14 protein-coding genes are annotated in these 14,906 nt (G+C 69.4%); 11 read left to right on the top strand and 3 right to left on the bottom strand.

Annotated elements, in window-relative coordinates:
- Window positions 1-137 precede the first annotated feature (137 nt).
- The 11 genes from K1T34_RS16680 (at window position 138) to K1T34_RS16630 (ending at window position 12,709) form a co-directional block, all read left to right on the top strand.
- Window positions 138-1,418 (top strand): acyl-CoA dehydrogenase family protein, encoded by a 1,281-nt coding sequence (locus K1T34_RS16680; protein WP_220245174.1) that lies wholly within the window; start codon window positions 138-140, stop codon window positions 1,416-1,418.
- Window positions 1,415-2,419, top strand: coding sequence for a phosphotransferase family protein (locus tag K1T34_RS16675; protein ID WP_220245173.1), 1,005 nt, complete (start codon window positions 1,415-1,417; stop codon window positions 2,417-2,419). Before K1T34_RS16680 ends, K1T34_RS16675 begins: the two co-directional genes overlap by 4 nt.
- 104 nt (window positions 2,420-2,523) lie before the next feature.
- Complete coding sequence (locus tag K1T34_RS16670) at window positions 2,524-3,561, top strand: LLM class flavin-dependent oxidoreductase (RefSeq protein ID WP_220245172.1); 1,038 nt, start codon at window positions 2,524-2,526, stop codon at window positions 3,559-3,561.
- Window positions 3,558-5,129, top strand: coding sequence for a long-chain fatty acid--CoA ligase (locus K1T34_RS16665; RefSeq protein ID WP_220245171.1), 1,572 nt, complete (start codon window positions 3,558-3,560; stop codon window positions 5,127-5,129). Before K1T34_RS16670 ends, K1T34_RS16665 begins: the two co-directional genes overlap by 4 nt.
- The gene (locus K1T34_RS16660) at window positions 5,126-6,244 is read left to right on the top strand and encodes an LLM class flavin-dependent oxidoreductase (RefSeq protein ID WP_220245170.1); all 1,119 of its coding nucleotides are present in this window, start codon (window positions 5,126-5,128) and stop codon (window positions 6,242-6,244) included. Before K1T34_RS16665 ends, K1T34_RS16660 begins: the two co-directional genes overlap by 4 nt.
- Window positions 6,245-6,272: 28 nt before the next feature.
- A complete protein-coding gene (locus tag K1T34_RS16655) occupies window positions 6,273-7,073 on the top strand; it encodes an alpha/beta fold hydrolase (RefSeq protein WP_220245169.1) in 801 nt (266 codons plus the stop codon).
- Window positions 7,070-7,783, top strand: coding sequence for an SDR family NAD(P)-dependent oxidoreductase (locus K1T34_RS16650; RefSeq protein WP_220245168.1), 714 nt, complete (start codon window positions 7,070-7,072; stop codon window positions 7,781-7,783). Before K1T34_RS16655 ends, K1T34_RS16650 begins: the two co-directional genes overlap by 4 nt.
- 149 nt (window positions 7,784-7,932) lie before the next feature.
- A complete protein-coding gene (locus K1T34_RS16645) occupies window positions 7,933-9,021 on the top strand; it encodes an LLM class flavin-dependent oxidoreductase (RefSeq protein ID WP_220245167.1) in 1,089 nt (362 codons plus the stop codon).
- A gap of 83 nt (window positions 9,022-9,104) precedes the next feature.
- Window positions 9,105-9,590, top strand: a complete 486-nt coding sequence (locus K1T34_RS16640) for a flavin reductase family protein (RefSeq protein ID WP_220245166.1) — start codon at window positions 9,105-9,107, stop codon at window positions 9,588-9,590.
- A 17-nt stretch (window positions 9,591-9,607) separates the two neighbouring features.
- Window positions 9,608-10,831: a bifunctional 3,4-dihydroxy-2-butanone-4-phosphate synthase/GTP cyclohydrolase II gene (locus tag K1T34_RS16635; protein ID WP_255638548.1), complete on the top strand. Its 1,224-nt coding sequence runs from the start codon at window positions 9,608-9,610 to the stop codon at window positions 10,829-10,831.
- 51 nt (window positions 10,832-10,882) lie between these two features.
- Window positions 10,883-12,709 (top strand): GAF domain-containing protein, encoded by a 1,827-nt coding sequence (locus tag K1T34_RS16630; protein WP_220245165.1) that lies wholly within the window; start codon window positions 10,883-10,885, stop codon window positions 12,707-12,709.
- A gap of 1 nt (window position 12,710) precedes the next feature.
- Here the strand turns inward: K1T34_RS16630 and K1T34_RS16625 are convergent, their stop codons facing one another.
- The 3 genes from K1T34_RS16625 to K1T34_RS16615 form a co-directional block, all read right to left on the bottom strand.
- Window positions 12,711-13,145 (bottom strand): SRPBCC family protein, encoded by a 435-nt coding sequence (locus K1T34_RS16625; RefSeq protein WP_220245164.1) that lies wholly within the window; start codon window positions 13,143-13,145, stop codon window positions 12,711-12,713.
- Window positions 13,142-13,525, bottom strand: coding sequence for a MarR family winged helix-turn-helix transcriptional regulator (locus tag K1T34_RS16620; protein WP_220245163.1), 384 nt, complete (start codon window positions 13,523-13,525; stop codon window positions 13,142-13,144). The genes K1T34_RS16625 and K1T34_RS16620 overlap by 4 nt, the downstream gene beginning before the upstream one ends.
- Before the next feature lie 1,146 nt (window positions 13,526-14,671).
- On the bottom strand, window positions 14,672-14,884 hold the full coding sequence (locus tag K1T34_RS16615) for a hypothetical protein (protein WP_220245162.1): 213 nt from the start codon (window positions 14,882-14,884) through the stop codon (window positions 14,672-14,674).
- Between the last annotated feature and the right edge of the window lie 22 nt (window positions 14,885-14,906).

Here is a 14,906-nt window from a genome sequence, read left to right as displayed (position 1 = left end):
TCCCGTCGGGTGACGCCCGATTGCGCCGGGTGGAGCAGCCGCTGTGGAAATCCACAACGGCCCGCCGTCGCACGGCTGGTTCGCCCGGCGCGCCCTTCCTAGCGTGAGGGGCGTACGGCGAACCGGAAGGGCGGCAGATGACCTGGGACTTCTCCACGGAACCGGAGTTCGCGGCGAAGCTGGACTGGGCGCGGGAGTTCGTACGCGCCGAGATCTACCCGCTGGAGGTGCTGGGGCTGGACCACGCGGGGTTCCGGCGGGTCGCGACGCCGTTGCAGCAGGCCGTGAAGGACAACGGCCTCTGGGCCGCGCACCTGGGGCCCGAGCTGGGCGGCCAGGGCTACGGGCAGCTGAAGCTCGGCCTGTTGCACGAGATCCTCGGGACCAGCGAGTACGCGCCCTACGTCTTCGGGTGCCAGGCGCCGGACTCGGGCAACGCGGAGCTGCTGGCGATCGCGGGCACTGAAGACCAGAAGACGCGCTGGATGCGGCCCCTGCTCGACGGCGAGCTGCTCTCCGCGTTCTCCATGACGGAGCAGGGCACCGGGTCCGACCCGCGGCAGTTCACCACCGCGGCCCGGCTCGAGGGCGACGAGTGGGTGCTCGACGGTGCGAAGTGGTTCGTCGGCAACGCGTCGCGGGCGGATTTCCACATCGTGATGGCGGTGACGGAGCCCGACGCCGACCCGTACCACCGGATGTCGATGCTGATCGTGCCCACCACCGCGCGGGGGATCACGACGCGCGAGATCGGGCTGATGAACGACCCGGACCACAAGAACCCCATCTGGTCGCACTGCGAGGTCGGGTACGAAGGCGTCCGCGTGCCGAAGGAGAACCTGCTGGGTGAGCGCGGTGAGGCGTTCGCGTTGGCGCAGAAGCGGCTCGGGCCCGGGCGGATCCACCACTGCATGCGGTGGGTGGGTGTGTGCCGGCGGGCGTTCGACATGTTGTGCGAACGCGCGGTGAGCATCGACGTCCACGGTGGACCGCTTGCGGACAAGCAGACGGTGCAGAACTGGGTCGCCGACAGCGCCGCGCAGATCGAGTCCGCACGGCTGCTGACGCTGCAGACAGCGTGGCGGATCGACCAGGTCGGCGCGCAGGCCGCGCGCACCGAGATCGCGATGATCAAGTACCACGGCGCGACGGTGCTGCACGACGTGATCGACCGCGCCATCCAGGTCCACGGCTCGCTCGGCTTCTCCACGGACATGCCGTTGGAGCAGATGTACCGCTGGGCCCGCGCGGCGCGCATCTACGACGGGCCCGACGAGGTGCACCGGGTGACCGTCGCGCGGCGGCTGCTCAAGAAGTACCAGCCGGCGAAGGTGCCGACGGAGCACATCCCGACGCGGCGGGCCGCGGCGCTGGAGAAGTTCCGTGACCGGCTCGAAGAGTTCACGGCGGCCCAGTGAGCACGCGGCTGCTGGACCGGTCGCCGGCCGGCTGGCTCACCGCGCACACGGGCGACCCCGGGCCGTGGGAGCTGCGGAAACTGACCGGCGGGAACTCCAACGAGACGTGCCTGCTCACCGGCGACGGCACCAGTTACGTCCTGCGCCGGCCGCCCGATCACGCGTTGTCGGCGTCGGCGCACAGCGTTGCGCGGGAGCACCGGCTGCTGACCGCATTGGCTCCCACGAAAGTCCCCGCGCCGAAGCCCATCGCGTTGTGCGAGGACCCCGAGCAGACGCTGGCGCCGTTCCTGATCATGGAGCACGTGGCCGACTCGGTGTCGATCACGGACACGCTGCCCTACCCCGCGAAGGACCTGACGCAGGTGGCCGACGAGGTCGTCGACGCGCTCGCCGCTGTCCACACGCTCGACTGGCAAGCCGCCGGGCTGACCGGGTTCGGGCGGCCGGAGAACTTCCTCGATCGGCAGGTCGAGCGCTGGTACCGGCAGTGGGAAGGCATCGCGCGGCGGCCGCTGCCGGCGATGCCGAAGATCGCCGCGTGGCTGGAGCAGAACAAGCCGGAGCCGAGCGAACCCGCGCTGCTGCACGGCGATTTCCACCTCGACAACTGCCTCTTCTCCGTGCACGAACCGCGCCTGAAAGCCGTGATCGACTGGGAGATGGCCACGATCGGCGATCCCCTGCTCGACCTGGGGTTGCTGCTCGCGTTGTGGGGTGGCCGCGGCAGTGCGATGCCCGCCGTCCAGGGCGTGTCCCGGGCCCCCGGCGCGCCGCCGCGCGAGCACCTGGTCCAGCGCTACGAGCAGCTCGTCGGCCGCGAGCTCCCGCAGATCCGCTACTACCAGTGCCTCGCGCTGTTCAAGCTCGCCGCGATCGTCGAGGCCGCGTGGTCGCAGTTCCTCACTGGAGATCTCACCAGCGCCTACGCCGCCGCGCTGGAGCACGACGTGCCCGCGCTCCTCGACGAGGCCCTCGACACGGCGGGGGTGACGCCGTGACGTTGGAGCGAGCCACAACGGCCCGCGCGATCGGGGCTGGCCTGCCGCCGGCCGGCTGAGCACGGTGGGAGACAACCAGCCGCTACGTCGACAAAGGAGACGGCGTGACCGAGCAAAGCGTCAATTTCGGGCTCTGGTACGACTTCCGCAACCCCGAGCAGTGGTTCCGGCCCTTTTCCACGCTGTACCGCGAAGCGCTGGACCAGCTCGCGTGGGCGGAGAGCGTCGGGATCGGCTCGGTCTGGCTGACCGAGCACCACTTCTGCGAGGACGGCTACACGCCCTCGCCGTACACGTTGGCCGCGGCGATCGGCGAGCGCACGAAGACCATGCGCATCGGCACGAACCTCGTGATCGCGCCGCTGCACAACCCCGTGCGCCTCGCCGAGGACGCCGCGACGCTGTCGCTGCTCACCGGCGGCCGCTTCGACCTCGGGCTCGGCCAGGGTTACTGGGCGCCGGAGTTCGCGGCGTTCGACCGCAACCTCAAGCACCGGCCGAGCCTGCTCGAAGAGAGCGTGGCGGTGATCCGCCAGGCGTGGTCGGGTGAGGAGAAACCATTCGAGGGCAAGCGGTTCTCGCTGCCGTCGGTGCGGATCACGCCGAAGCCGGAGGTCCTCCCGAAGCTGCTCGTGGGCGCGATGGCCGACCCGGCGATCGAGCGCGCGGCCCGCATCTCCGACGGGTTCCTCAGCACCCAGAACGTGCACCAGCAGTCCTATTTGGACGCGATGGACCGCGTGGGCAGGTCCTCGGCCGACGGCCAGATCTTCGCCGGCCAGTGGGCTGTGATCGCCGAGGACCCGGAGCGCGAGTGGGCGCGGATCGGGCAGTACGCGTTGTACCAGCTCAACAACTACATCGAGTGGGGCGCCTTCGGCCCGCCCGACGTGGTGCCGAAGTTCGAGAACGCGGACCAGATCGTCGAAGGTGGCGCGTTCCAGCTGTGGGACGTGGCCACGGCCGTCGACGAGCTGACGGCGCTGCTGAAGGACAAGCCGCAGATCAAGGACGTGCACTTCTGGGCGCAGCTGCCCGGCGAGCCGGTGGACAGCGGTTCGGCGCGCATCGAGCTGCTGGCCACGAAGGTCGTGCCGCAGGTTCGGGAGCGGCTGGGCGAGAAGGCGGGGGTGGCGGGGTGAACCAGCCGCTCGTGTTCACCGACCTCCTGCACCGCGCGCGGGAGTTCTTCCCCGCCCAGGAGATCGTGGAGTACGGCGGCGGTGCCGAGACGCACCGGTACACCAACCGGGATTTCCACCAACGCGTCGTCGCGCTCGCCGGCGCCCTGGTCAGGCTGGGGGTGCGGCCCGGTGACCGGGTCGCCACCCTCGCCTGGAACCACCACCGCCACCTCGAGCTGTACTTCGCCGTGCCGCTCGCGGGCGCCGTGCTGCACACGGTGAACCTGCGGCTCGAGCCGACGGAGATCGCGTACGTGCTGGGCCACGCCGAGGACGTCGTGGTGTTCGCCGATCTGTCGCTGCTGCCCCGGCTGGAGGTGGCGCGGGCGGAGCGGCCGGCGATGCTCGTTGTCGCCACCGACGGCTCCGCGCCTGGGGTACTCACCTACGAGGACCTCGTATCCGAGGGGCTGCCCTTCGAGAACTCGCCGCAGATCGACGAAAACGATCTCGCCGCGCTCTGCTACACCTCCGGCACCACGGGCCCGCCGAAGGGCGTCGGCTACTCGCACCGGTCGCTCTACCTGCACACCTTCGCCGCCTGCCTCGCCGACGGCCACGCGATCAGCGAGCGCGACACCGTGCTCCACGTCGTGCCGATGTTCCACGCCAACGCGTGGGGCATCCCGTTCGCCGCGCTCATGACGGGCGCGAAGCAGGTGCTGCCCGGTCCCCACCCGGTGCCGGCCGAGATCGCGAAAATCGTCGAGGCCGAGCGCGTGACCTACACGGGCATGGTGCCGACCGTCGCGGCCGACCTCGTCCGTCACGTCGCCGCGACCGGCGCCGATCTGAGCAGTCTGCGCGCGCTCGTGCTCGGCGGCTCGCCCCCGGACGACGAGCTGCTGCGCGCCCTCGACGAGCTCGGCATCCCGTCGTTCCAGGGCTGGGGGATGACGGAGATCTCGCCGATGGGCACGTTCTCGCGGCCGCTGCCGACCGTGACGGATCCGGCCGAACGGCGCCGCAGCGTCCGCAAGCAGGGCCGGCTGCTGCCCGGCCTGCGCTGGCGGCTCGTCGGCGAAGACGGCACCGACCGGCCCCACGACGGCGTTTCGCGCGGTGAGCTGCTGATCCGCGGGCCGTGGGTCGCCACGCAGTACTTCCGCGACGAGCACCCGGACAGCTTCGCCGACGGCTGGCTGCGCACCGGTGACATCGCGACCATCGACGCCGACGGGTACCTGGAAATCGTCGACCGCGCCAAGGACCTGATCAAGAGCGGTGGTGAGTGGATCAGTTCCGTCGCGCTGGAGCAGGCGCTCACGGCCAACCCCGCCGTGGCCGAGGCCGCTGTGGTCGCCGTTGCGCACGAGCGTTGGCAGGAACGGCCGTACGCGCTCGTCGTGCTCGAACCCGGCCGTGCGGACACGTCGGCGGAAATCCTCGCTGACCTGCGTGAACGCGTGCCGCGCTGGTGGCTGCCCGAGGGCGTGCTCGTGGTCGGGGAACTGCCGCGCACGAGCGTCGGCAAGATCGACAAGAAGGTGCTGCGCGCGAAAGTGGCCGCGGGGGGTGCCGGATGAAGTTCGGCGTCTTCTATGTCCTCGAGTGCCGCGACCACGACTTCCGCCGCGCGTACGAGGAGATGCTCGCGCAGATCGCGTACGCCGAGCAGCTCGGGTTCGACGAGGTGTGGCTCGCCGAGCACCACGGCAGCGACTACGGCTCGATGCCGTCGCCGCAGGTCGCGGCCGCCGCGGTGGCCGAGCGCACGAGCCGGATGCGCATCGGCATCGCCGTCAGCAACCTGACCTTCGATTGGCCGGTGCGCGTGGCCGAGGACTACGCGATGGTCGACGTGCTGTCGAACGGTCGGCTCGATTTCGGCGCCGGCCGCGGCTACCAGCCGGGCGAGTTCCACAACATGGGCGTCGGCGACCGCCAGGACGTGAGCCGCGAGGTGTTCGACGAGGCGCTGGAAATCGTGCGCGGCCTGTGGAGCAAGCGCGCGGGCGAGCCGTTCTCCTTTCACGGCAAGCACTTCGACCTGACCGAGGTCGACTGCCGGCCCACGCCGGTGCAGCGCCCGACCCCGCCGATCTACGTCGCGTCGATCAGCCCCGAGACGTTCCACCTGGCGGCCGCGCAGGGGTACAACCTGCTGGTGACGCCGACGTTGATGACGTTGCCGGAGCTGAACCGGCTGGTGGTGGACATCAAGCGTTCGCTCATCACCGGCGGCCGCGACCCGCTGTCGCTCGACTTCCCGATGAACTGGCAGGTCCACCTCGCCGACACCACCGAGGAAGCACTGGCGAACGTCGCCGAACCGCTGTCCTGGTACTACCGCCACGTGCTCGACCTCGTGCCGAGCGGGCCCCGGGCACCGCATACCTACGAGCGTTACGCGGAACTCGTTGCCGCGTCGGAGGAAGCGGGCGGGCCGACGCTCGACGGGCTGCGGGAGAGCGGCGTGGTCTACGTGGGTGACCCGGCGGGGCTGGTCGCCGAGATCGAGACGCTGTACGAGGAAACCGGGCTGCAGCACCTCATCTGCTGGATGCGCATCGGTGGCCTCGCGCACGAAAAGGTGCTGCACTCGCTGGAACTGTTCGCCGAGCACGTGCTGCCCCGCTTCCGCGACCGGCCGCCGGTCGTGCCGCGGGCGTTGCGCGCAGAAGTCGCTGCCATCCATTGAGTTTCATCGAGGAGAGAGGCGAGATCCCATGGGCTACCTAGAGGTCGAAGACGGCCGGCGGGTGTACTTCGAGCGCCACCGGGGCTCGGGCCGCCCGATCGTGCTGATCCACGGCTGGGGCGCGACCGCACGCTGCTGGGACACGACCGCGCCGGCCTTGCGCGCCAACGGTAACGAGGTCGTGCTGCTGGACCAGCGCGCGTGCGGCCGCTCGGACAACGATTTCTCCGACGTCACGATCTCCGCGCTCGGCTCCGACGTCGTGCGGCTCGTGGAGCACCTCGGCCTGCGTGCGCCCGTGGTCAACGGCTGGTCGCTCGGCGGCGCGGTCGCCGTCGACGCGGCCGCGAAGCTGGGCTCGAACTGCTCGGGGTTGGTCTTGACCGGTGGCGCCACCCCCCGTTACACGTCCACTTCGGACTGGCCGCACGGCGGTGGGGTCGACGACGTGAAGGCCGTGCTGGGTGCGGCCGCGGCTGACCGCGCGAACACGTTCAAGGGCGTCGCCGAAGCCGTGTGCGCCGAGCCGCAAACGGCCGACACGCTCACCTGGCTGTGGGGGATGTTCATGGAGATGGGCCCGATCGGCGACGAATCCCTGCTGGACTTGGCCGAGCTCGACCAGCGCAAGATCCTCGGCGGGCTCGGCGTTCCCGTGCTGTTCCTGCACGGGCGCAAGGACGCCTTCGTGCCCTTCTCCGGCGCCGAAGCCGCGCGTGACCTGTGCTCCGACGCGCGGCTTGTGGAATTCCCCAACGCCGGCCACGCGCCGTTCCTGGAGGACCGCGACACCTACCTCGCCGAGCTCACCGGCTTCCTGAACCGATGACCACCTGGCTCGTCACCGGCGGTTCGCGCGGAATCGGCCGCGCCGTCGTCGACCACGTCGCCGCCGCGGGTGACAACGTGGCGTCGCTGGCGCGTTCGGCCGGCTCCTCGCCGCCGGCGGTGCCGAACCGCGTGCTCGAGGTCAAGGGCGACGTGACCGACGAGGACTCGATCCACCGCTGCGTCGAGGCCGTGACCGAGCGGTTCGGCTCGATCGACGTGGTGGTCAACAGCGCCGGCGTGCACCGCGGCCGCCGCATCGACGCGCTCGCCAGATCCGCGTGGGACGAGGTGCTCGCCACGAACCTCACCGGCGCGTTCGAGGTCTGCCGCGCGGTGGTGCCCAAACTGGCGCGCGGTTCGGCGATCGTCAACGTCGGCGCGGTCGTCGGGTTGCGTGGTTTTCCCGGCGACGTCGCGTACGGCTCGGCGAAGGCGGGGCTGTCGGGGCTGACGCAGGTGCTCGCCGTGGAGCTCGCTCCGCGAGGTGTGCGCGTGAACCTCGTGGTCCCGGGCTTTGTGGACACCGACATGACCGCGGGGCTCAGCGATCGGGCCCGCAAGAGCATCGTCGACAAGATTCCCGCCGGACGCATCGGGACGACGGCCGAGATCGCCGAGGTCATCGTGGCCGTGGCGCGCTCGACGTACATGACGGGCGCGACCGTGCCCGTCGACGGCGGTCTGCTCGCCACATTCGGCGGCGGCTGACCCGCGCGTTTTGTGTGGACCTCCAACAGCCGCACGTGAAGAGCGTTCTTCCCGCGCCCGGTCCTGGTTAGCGTCGGAAAACGAACCAGGGCACGCCCCACCCGTAGACGGAGAACACCGACCACCCCCACGAAGAAGGAGAACCACCCATGGACGTCGGAATGCTGCTGGTCTTCCAGAACTGGTTCGAGGACGTCAGCGACCACGAGGTCTTCACGCGCGAGCTCGAGATGGGCGTGCTGGGCGAGCAGTACGGCTTCGACTCCGTCTGGTCGGCCGAGCACCACTTCGACGACTACTCGATGTGCCCGGACAACCTCCAGATCATGGCCTACCTCGCCGGGCGCACGTCGAAGATCAAGCTCGGCACGGGCGCGGTCATCCTGCCCTGGAACGACCCGCTCCGCGTGGTGGAGAAGGCCATCATGCTCGACCACATGTCCAACGGGCGCCTGCTGCTCGGCATGGGCCGCGGCCTGGCGAAGATGGAGTACGAGGGCTTCCGCGTCGACATGAACGAGTCGCGCGAGCGCTTCGACGAGGCCGCCGCGATGATCATCCGCGGGCTGCAGAACGGGTATGTCGAGAACGACGGCAAGTACTACAAGCAGCCGCGCGTCACCGTCCGCCCCGGACTGGCCGGGCACTCGTGGGAAGGCCGGATCTTCGGCGTCGCGATGTCGCCCGACTCGATCCCGGCCGTCGCGGAGCTGGGCGCGCAGATGATGACGTTCATGCAGTACGACTTCGCCCAGCACCTCGAGGCGATCGACCGCTGGCGCGGCCTGCACCGCGAGAAGCACGGCACCGAGCCGGGCGCGCCGCTGATCCAGGACTTCGTGTACTGCCACGAAGACCCTGAAGAGGCGAAACGCATCGCGCACGAGCACATCTCGCGCTACTTCCTGTCGGTGATCAAGCACTACGACTTCGCCGGCTCGCACTGGCGTGAGACGAAGGGTTACGAGGCCTACCAGGCCGGCGCCGACATGATCCGCGAGGCGGGCATGGAAACGGCGGCGAGCGCGTACGTCGACGCGAACATCTGGGGCACACCCGAGGAGATCGTGGAGAAGTACGCCGCTCGGCGCGCGCAGGGCGGCGAGTTGATGGCCAACGCCGCGTTCTGCTTCGGCGGCCTGCCGCTGGACAAGGCGGAGGCGAGCATGCGGCTGTTCGGCGAGAAGGTGGTGCCGCAGCTGCACAAGATGTCCTCGCGCGCGCCCGCGGGGGTGTGAGGCCGGGCCGTGGCCCGGGTTCCGCTCGGGCCACGGCACCTTCTCGGACCTTCGGGCTTTCGGACTGGAGCTGGATGGAAACCGTGACCAGACCGGCATTCGCCGAGCAGTTCCGCGAAGTGATGTCGGGCGTGTGCACCCCGGTTTCGGTGGTGACCGCCCTCGACGGCACGCGGCCGCACGGCACGACGGTGAGCGCGTTCGCGTCGCTCTCGATGGACCCGCCGATGGTGCTCGTGTCGCTCGACCGCACGTCGGACCTGTTGGCGGTGGTGCGGCGAGCCGGGCGCTTCGGGTTGAACGTGTTGGAAAGCCGCCAGGCGAAGCTCGCGAAACGCTTCGCCCGCAAGGGAATGGCCAAGTTCGACGGCGTCACCTGGGAGCTCGAGGACGACCTGCCGCGGCTCGCGGGCTCGTCCGGCTGGGTGGCGTGCACCGTCGAGAAGTTCATCGAAGGTGGTGACCACGTGGTCGCGCTCGGCCTGGTGGAGGCGGCAGACTCGCGGCCGCTCGCGCCGTTGACCTACCACGCGCGCACCTTCGGCACCCACACGCGGACAGACGACTGAGGGCGCCCGGCGAGCAAGTGCAGCACGCCGTCGCGGCGTTGGCGCAGGGCCGGCTGGTCGTGGTCGTCGACGACGCCGACCGCGAGAACGAGGGTGACCTCGTCGGTGCCGCGCGGACGATGACCGCTGAGCAGATGGCGTTCCTCGTGCGGCACACCACGGGCATCGTCTGCGCGCCGATGCCCGGCGAGCGCGCGGACGCGTTGCGGCTGCGGCAGATGGTCGCGGACAACACCGACGCGCACGGCACGGCGTTCACGGTGAGCGTCGACCACCTGGCGAGCGGCACGGGCGTGTCGGCCGCGGACCGGACCACGACCGTGCGGGCGCTCGCGGACCCGGCCACGAAACCCGGTGAGCTGCGCCGGCCCGGCCACGTGTTCCCGCTGCGGGCGCGCGAAGGCGGCGTGCTGGTGCGGGCCGGGCACACGGAGGCGGCCGTCGACCTGCTGGCGATGGCCGGCGCGGGTGACGTCGGCGTGATCAGCGAGCTCGTGGCCGACGACGGGTCGATGTTGCGCGGCACCGCGGTGGAGGAGTTCGCTCGGCGGTTCGACCTGCCGTTGCTGCGGATCGCCGACCTCGTGCGCTACCGCGGGGCGACGGAACGCCTGGTGGAGCCCGTGGCGAGCGCGGCCATGCCGACGGCGTTCGGCGACTTCCGCGCGGTCGCGTACCGGTCCGTGCTCGACGGCACGGAGCACCTCGCGTTGGTGCGCGGCGACGTCGCGGCGGCCGGGCAGTCGTCTGCCGGTGCCCTGGTCAGGGTGCACAGCGAATGCCTCACCGGCGACATCCTGGGCTCGCTGCGGTGCGACTGCGGTGCACAGCTGGAGTACGCGCTGCGGGAGATCGCGGCTGAGGGCGCCGGGGCGGTCATCTACCTGCGTGGCCACGAGGGCCGCGGGATCGGGCTGGCGCACAAGATCCACGCGTACGCGCTGCAGGAGCAGGGTCTGGACACCGTCGAGGCCAACCTCGCGCAAGGCCTGCCGGTCGATTCGCGCAGCTACGGCATCGGGGCCCAGATCCTGACCGACCTCGGCGTTCGCCGGATGCGGCTCATCACGAACAACCCGGCCAAGTACGGCGGGCTCGAGGGCTACGCGCTCGACATCGTCGGGCGGGTGCGCCTGCCCGTGACGCAGACGCCACACAACGTGCGTTACCTGCGGACCAAGCAGGAGCGCATGGGCCATGACCTGGGCGTACTCGCTTCGGGCATGGACGGGAGCGGGTGAGGTAAGGCACCCTCAGACGGAGTCCGGATTTCAACGGTGAAGGCGGATCCCATGCGCGATGCTTCGGTTCGGTCCCTGGCGCGCCCCGTGGACCCGTCGCACCGTGAGCGTGAGGTCATCGCCGCGTTCAGCGAGATCACGACCGAGGCCATCACCACCACGCGGCTCGAGGATCTGCTGGGCCTGCTCGGCAAGCAGCTGTGCCACCTGCTGGGCGTCACGCGCTGTTCGGTGTACCTGCGCGACGGTGACGGCCGGTTCCGCGGCGCCGCCGGCTACTGCGAGAGCGAGGGCGACATCTCGGCCGCCGTGCAGGCGCAGGAGGCCGGCATCCGGGGCGACCGGTTCAGCCGCGAGGTCATCGAGTCCGCCGCGCCCGTGCTCATCTCCGACGTGCCGCGCGACCCGCGCCCGCACCGCCGCACCATGGAGCACTGGCACGTGCGCGCGATGCTCGGCGTACCGCTCGTGTTCGACGGCAAGGTGATCGGCCTGATCTTCGTCGACAACGTGCAGAAGGACCACGTGTACGCCGACGAAGACGTGGCGCTCGCGGAGCTGTTCGCCCGGCTGGGCGCGTTGTTCCTGCGGCAGGCCATGCTGAACGCGCACCTGAAGAACAAGGCCGCCGAGGTCGTGCGGCAGAAGAACACCTTGGCCTATCTGGCGGACGTGCACCAGAAGCTGACCAACGCCGTGCTCGACGGCGCGAGCATCCAGACCGTGGTGACGCTGCTCGGTGAGCTCTCGGCGAAGCCCGTGGTGCTGTACAACGAGGATTTCCAGGTGCTGGCGTGGTCCGCACCTGCGGGGTTGAAGATGACTCAGCCGCCGGAGCTGGCTCAGCGAATCCGCGAGCTGCCGTCGGTGAAGCAGGCGCTGGCGTCACTCAGCGCGAGCTGCCCGTCGACGATCGTGCCGCCGACGCCCGCCGTGTGGGTCGGGCGCCGGCACCTGATGTGCCGGCTGATCATCGAGGGTCAGCCCAGCGGGTACCTCGGGATCGTCGAGGTCGGACGCGGGCTGGAGGAGCTGGACACGAAGCTCGCCGAACACGGGGCGACGGTGCTGTCGTTGCAGGTGCTGTCCGAACGGCGCCAGGCGGAGGCGGAGGGGCAGGCACGGGAGGACTTCCTGTCGGATTTGCTGCACCGCACCCGCGATGCCGAGCAGCTGGCACGGCGGGGTCCGCAGTTCGGGGTGAATCTGGCTCAGCCGCACGTGCTGGTGCGGTTCGCGTTGGACAACGCGAGCCAGAACGTGAGTGTTTCGGTGGGGCGGAAGCTGGTGATCCGTTCTCTGGCCACGGTTTTGTCGGTGTCGGAACCTGCCGCGGTGAGTTTGCCGGGCGCGGTGGTGGCGTTGCTTTCGCTGCCCGACGGCTCCGAACCTCGGGACTTGCGCGCCGCCGTCGACGAGGTGCGCTTGGCTGTGGGCCCACGCCTGCGGGTGCGGACCGCGGTGATCTCGGGGGTGTGCCGTTCGCCGGAAGATTTCCCTTTGGCGCACAGGGAATTGCGGGAGATCGATGAGCTGGCCACGTCGTTCGGCTGGTCCGGCGGCGTGGTGACGGTGACTGAGCTGGGGTTGTTCCGGCTCGTCGCGTCCAGCGGGCGGGTGAAGGAGGCCGTGCAGTTCGCGCACGAGACGATCCGCCCGTTGCGGGAGGCGGACTCGTCGTTGCTGGAGACGTGGCGGGCTTTTGTGGCTGCGGAGGGGCGCGTTCAGGGCACGGCGTTGGAGCTGGGCGTGCACGAGAACACGATCCGGTACCGGCTGGCGAAGATCGGGAAACTCATCGGGCAGGATCCGGGTGCGCTGGATTGTCTGCTGCAGTCGCGGATCGCTTTTCAGATCTTGGATCTGGCCGGCTGGTGAGTTATTTTTGCAGGATTTTGGCGAGGGTGCCGAGGTTGTCTTGCATTCCTCGTTTGAACAGCTTTTCGGCCAGGGGCCCGAGTAGCGCGGCCGGGCCGGGGAGTCCGGCTCCGCTGATGGTTCCTTCCAGGGTGAGCTTGGTCCTGTTCTGTGCGGGCTCGACTTTGTAGCGGTAGACGAACGGAGTCGGGCCGCTGAGCGACGTGAACGTGACTTCCTTTTCGGGGGTGAGTTCGGTTATTTCCACCTCGTTTCGGGCAGGCCCTCCGGGCAGGTTCCGGTGGACCTCGTAGCGTGTCCCGATCCCTGTGTTCTCTCCTGTCCGGTCGACCCGCTGCACAGCTGAATACCACTGCGGCATGGTCGTGAAATCAGCTACGAACTCGAATACCTCTTTGGGTGATGCGTTTATATTTATGGTTAGCTCGAAAGTCATTTCGTTTTCCTTCCTTCGGCGGCAAGGCGGTTCTCGAACGCTCGCCCTGCCGGTGATTCCTGGGTAAACTTCTTGAGGAACTCGAGAAACGCTTCGACGTCAGTTCCTTTGGCCGCCCTGTCGAGCTGGTCGTACAGCTGATCCTCGATCTCGGCGACGCGCTCAGCCTTGTCGCGCCCCGTTTTGGTGAGCTCCAACCGCACCTGCCGCCGATCCCGCTCACTCGCGGCCCGCTCCACGAGCCCCGCCCCCACCAACCTGTCCACGATCCGGCTCGGACTCGCCCCGGTGTCGCACACGAGCATCTCCCCGAGCTCCCGCAACGCCATCGGCCCGTGCCCCGCGAGGATCCGCAACACCTCCGACTGCGCCGGCGTCACCCCGATCTCCCCCAGCCGCACTGTCAGCTGTCGGTTCCCTTCCCGCTGTGCCGCGAGGATGAGGTAGCGGAGTTGCTCGGCCCTTCGCACTTGGCCTCCTTCATTCGGTGTCGTGACATGTATGTCGTGACACCATTACACGCCTGTGTGGCTCCGGCGTCAAGGGCGCTGGGAGGACTGCACGATCCGCGGCCGGGCGGGACAGCTTGTTCACCGTGCGCTGATTGATCAGGCCGCTCCCGCGGTGCTCCGCATAGCTGGCCGGACCGCGGTGGCGGTGTGAGCGCGGGTTGTCAGAATCCCGACGCACGGCTCGGAACCGGAGTTGCCCAGAGTGCCCGTTTGGAGCCGGAGGTGTCCACAGGGCTTTGCGCGTGACCGGAGGTTGTGCACAGCGCTTTGCGCGCGAGCGGAGTTGTGCACAGGGCTTCGCTCGTGACCGGAGTTGTCCACAGATTCACTCCGATCCGCTTTTCGGGGCCCAGCAACGATAGACTGGAATGGGGACGCCCCCCTTGGGGAGGGCGGGGGCTGTCTGGCTGCCGGCGGTGGCGCATATCTGCTGCGGGGAAGGGAAGTTGGCCGTCAGTCGCGAGCAGCGCGGCCGGAGCGAACTCCCCGCCTCGCGGAAACCCGACCCCGCCACCCCACCTCGCACGGAGGGGCCCCAGTGTTTCCGGTAGTACTCCAGCACCTTGGCCGCCGCGTAGATTGCCGCGAGGGGCCAGGCGAAGGTGGTCGCCAGGGTGTGCCAGATGGGCAAGTAGTCGGCCTGCGAGAGTTCCAGGAGCATCAGCCCCGAGCACGCCAGGGCATCAGCCAGCAGAAGGCGTGCGTCCGCGCCATCTCGCCCGCGTGCGGGCCCTGCGCGGCCCTTGATGTGCCAGCGGGTGCGCCACGAACTGGCGTATGGGCCCCAGAAGTCGGACCGGCCTTCGCGGAGGCGACGGGGAAGACCGGGGGGCCGAGCACCATCAACCACCGCGTGGCGAAGCGGAAGCCCGTGGGGTCGGCGCGAGTGAAGCCGAAGCCGAGGTCCTTGAAGCTGCTTGACCTCCGAGGCGTAGGGGTAACTGCGGAGATCAGCCAGACTTACTCGGGCACAACCCGAAGACCAGACACAGCCACCAGCGACCGGCCCCCAGATCAGCCCTTCACAACCGGCGCGACTTGCTGCACCCACTGCCAAGGCGCACCCGTGCCGCCCGGCAACGAGTTGAAGTACTCCCACCCGTCGACGCCGCCGAAGTCCGGGTACTTCGTGGTGAGCGAGCGGATCGTCGACTGCAGGCGCGGCATGTCGACGTAGCCGCCGCAGTTGGCCGGGTTGGTGACGGTGCCGGCAGAACGTGCTCGCACTACCACCGTCCGTAGGGTTCCG

Origin of the sequence: Amycolatopsis sp. DSM 110486, from assembly GCF_019468465.1 — a bacterium.
Taxonomy (GTDB): Bacteria; Actinomycetota; Actinomycetes; order Mycobacteriales; family Pseudonocardiaceae; genus Amycolatopsis.
The sequence above is the reverse complement of the archived record's forward strand: the minus strand, read 5'-3'. Positions and strand labels throughout refer to the sequence as shown.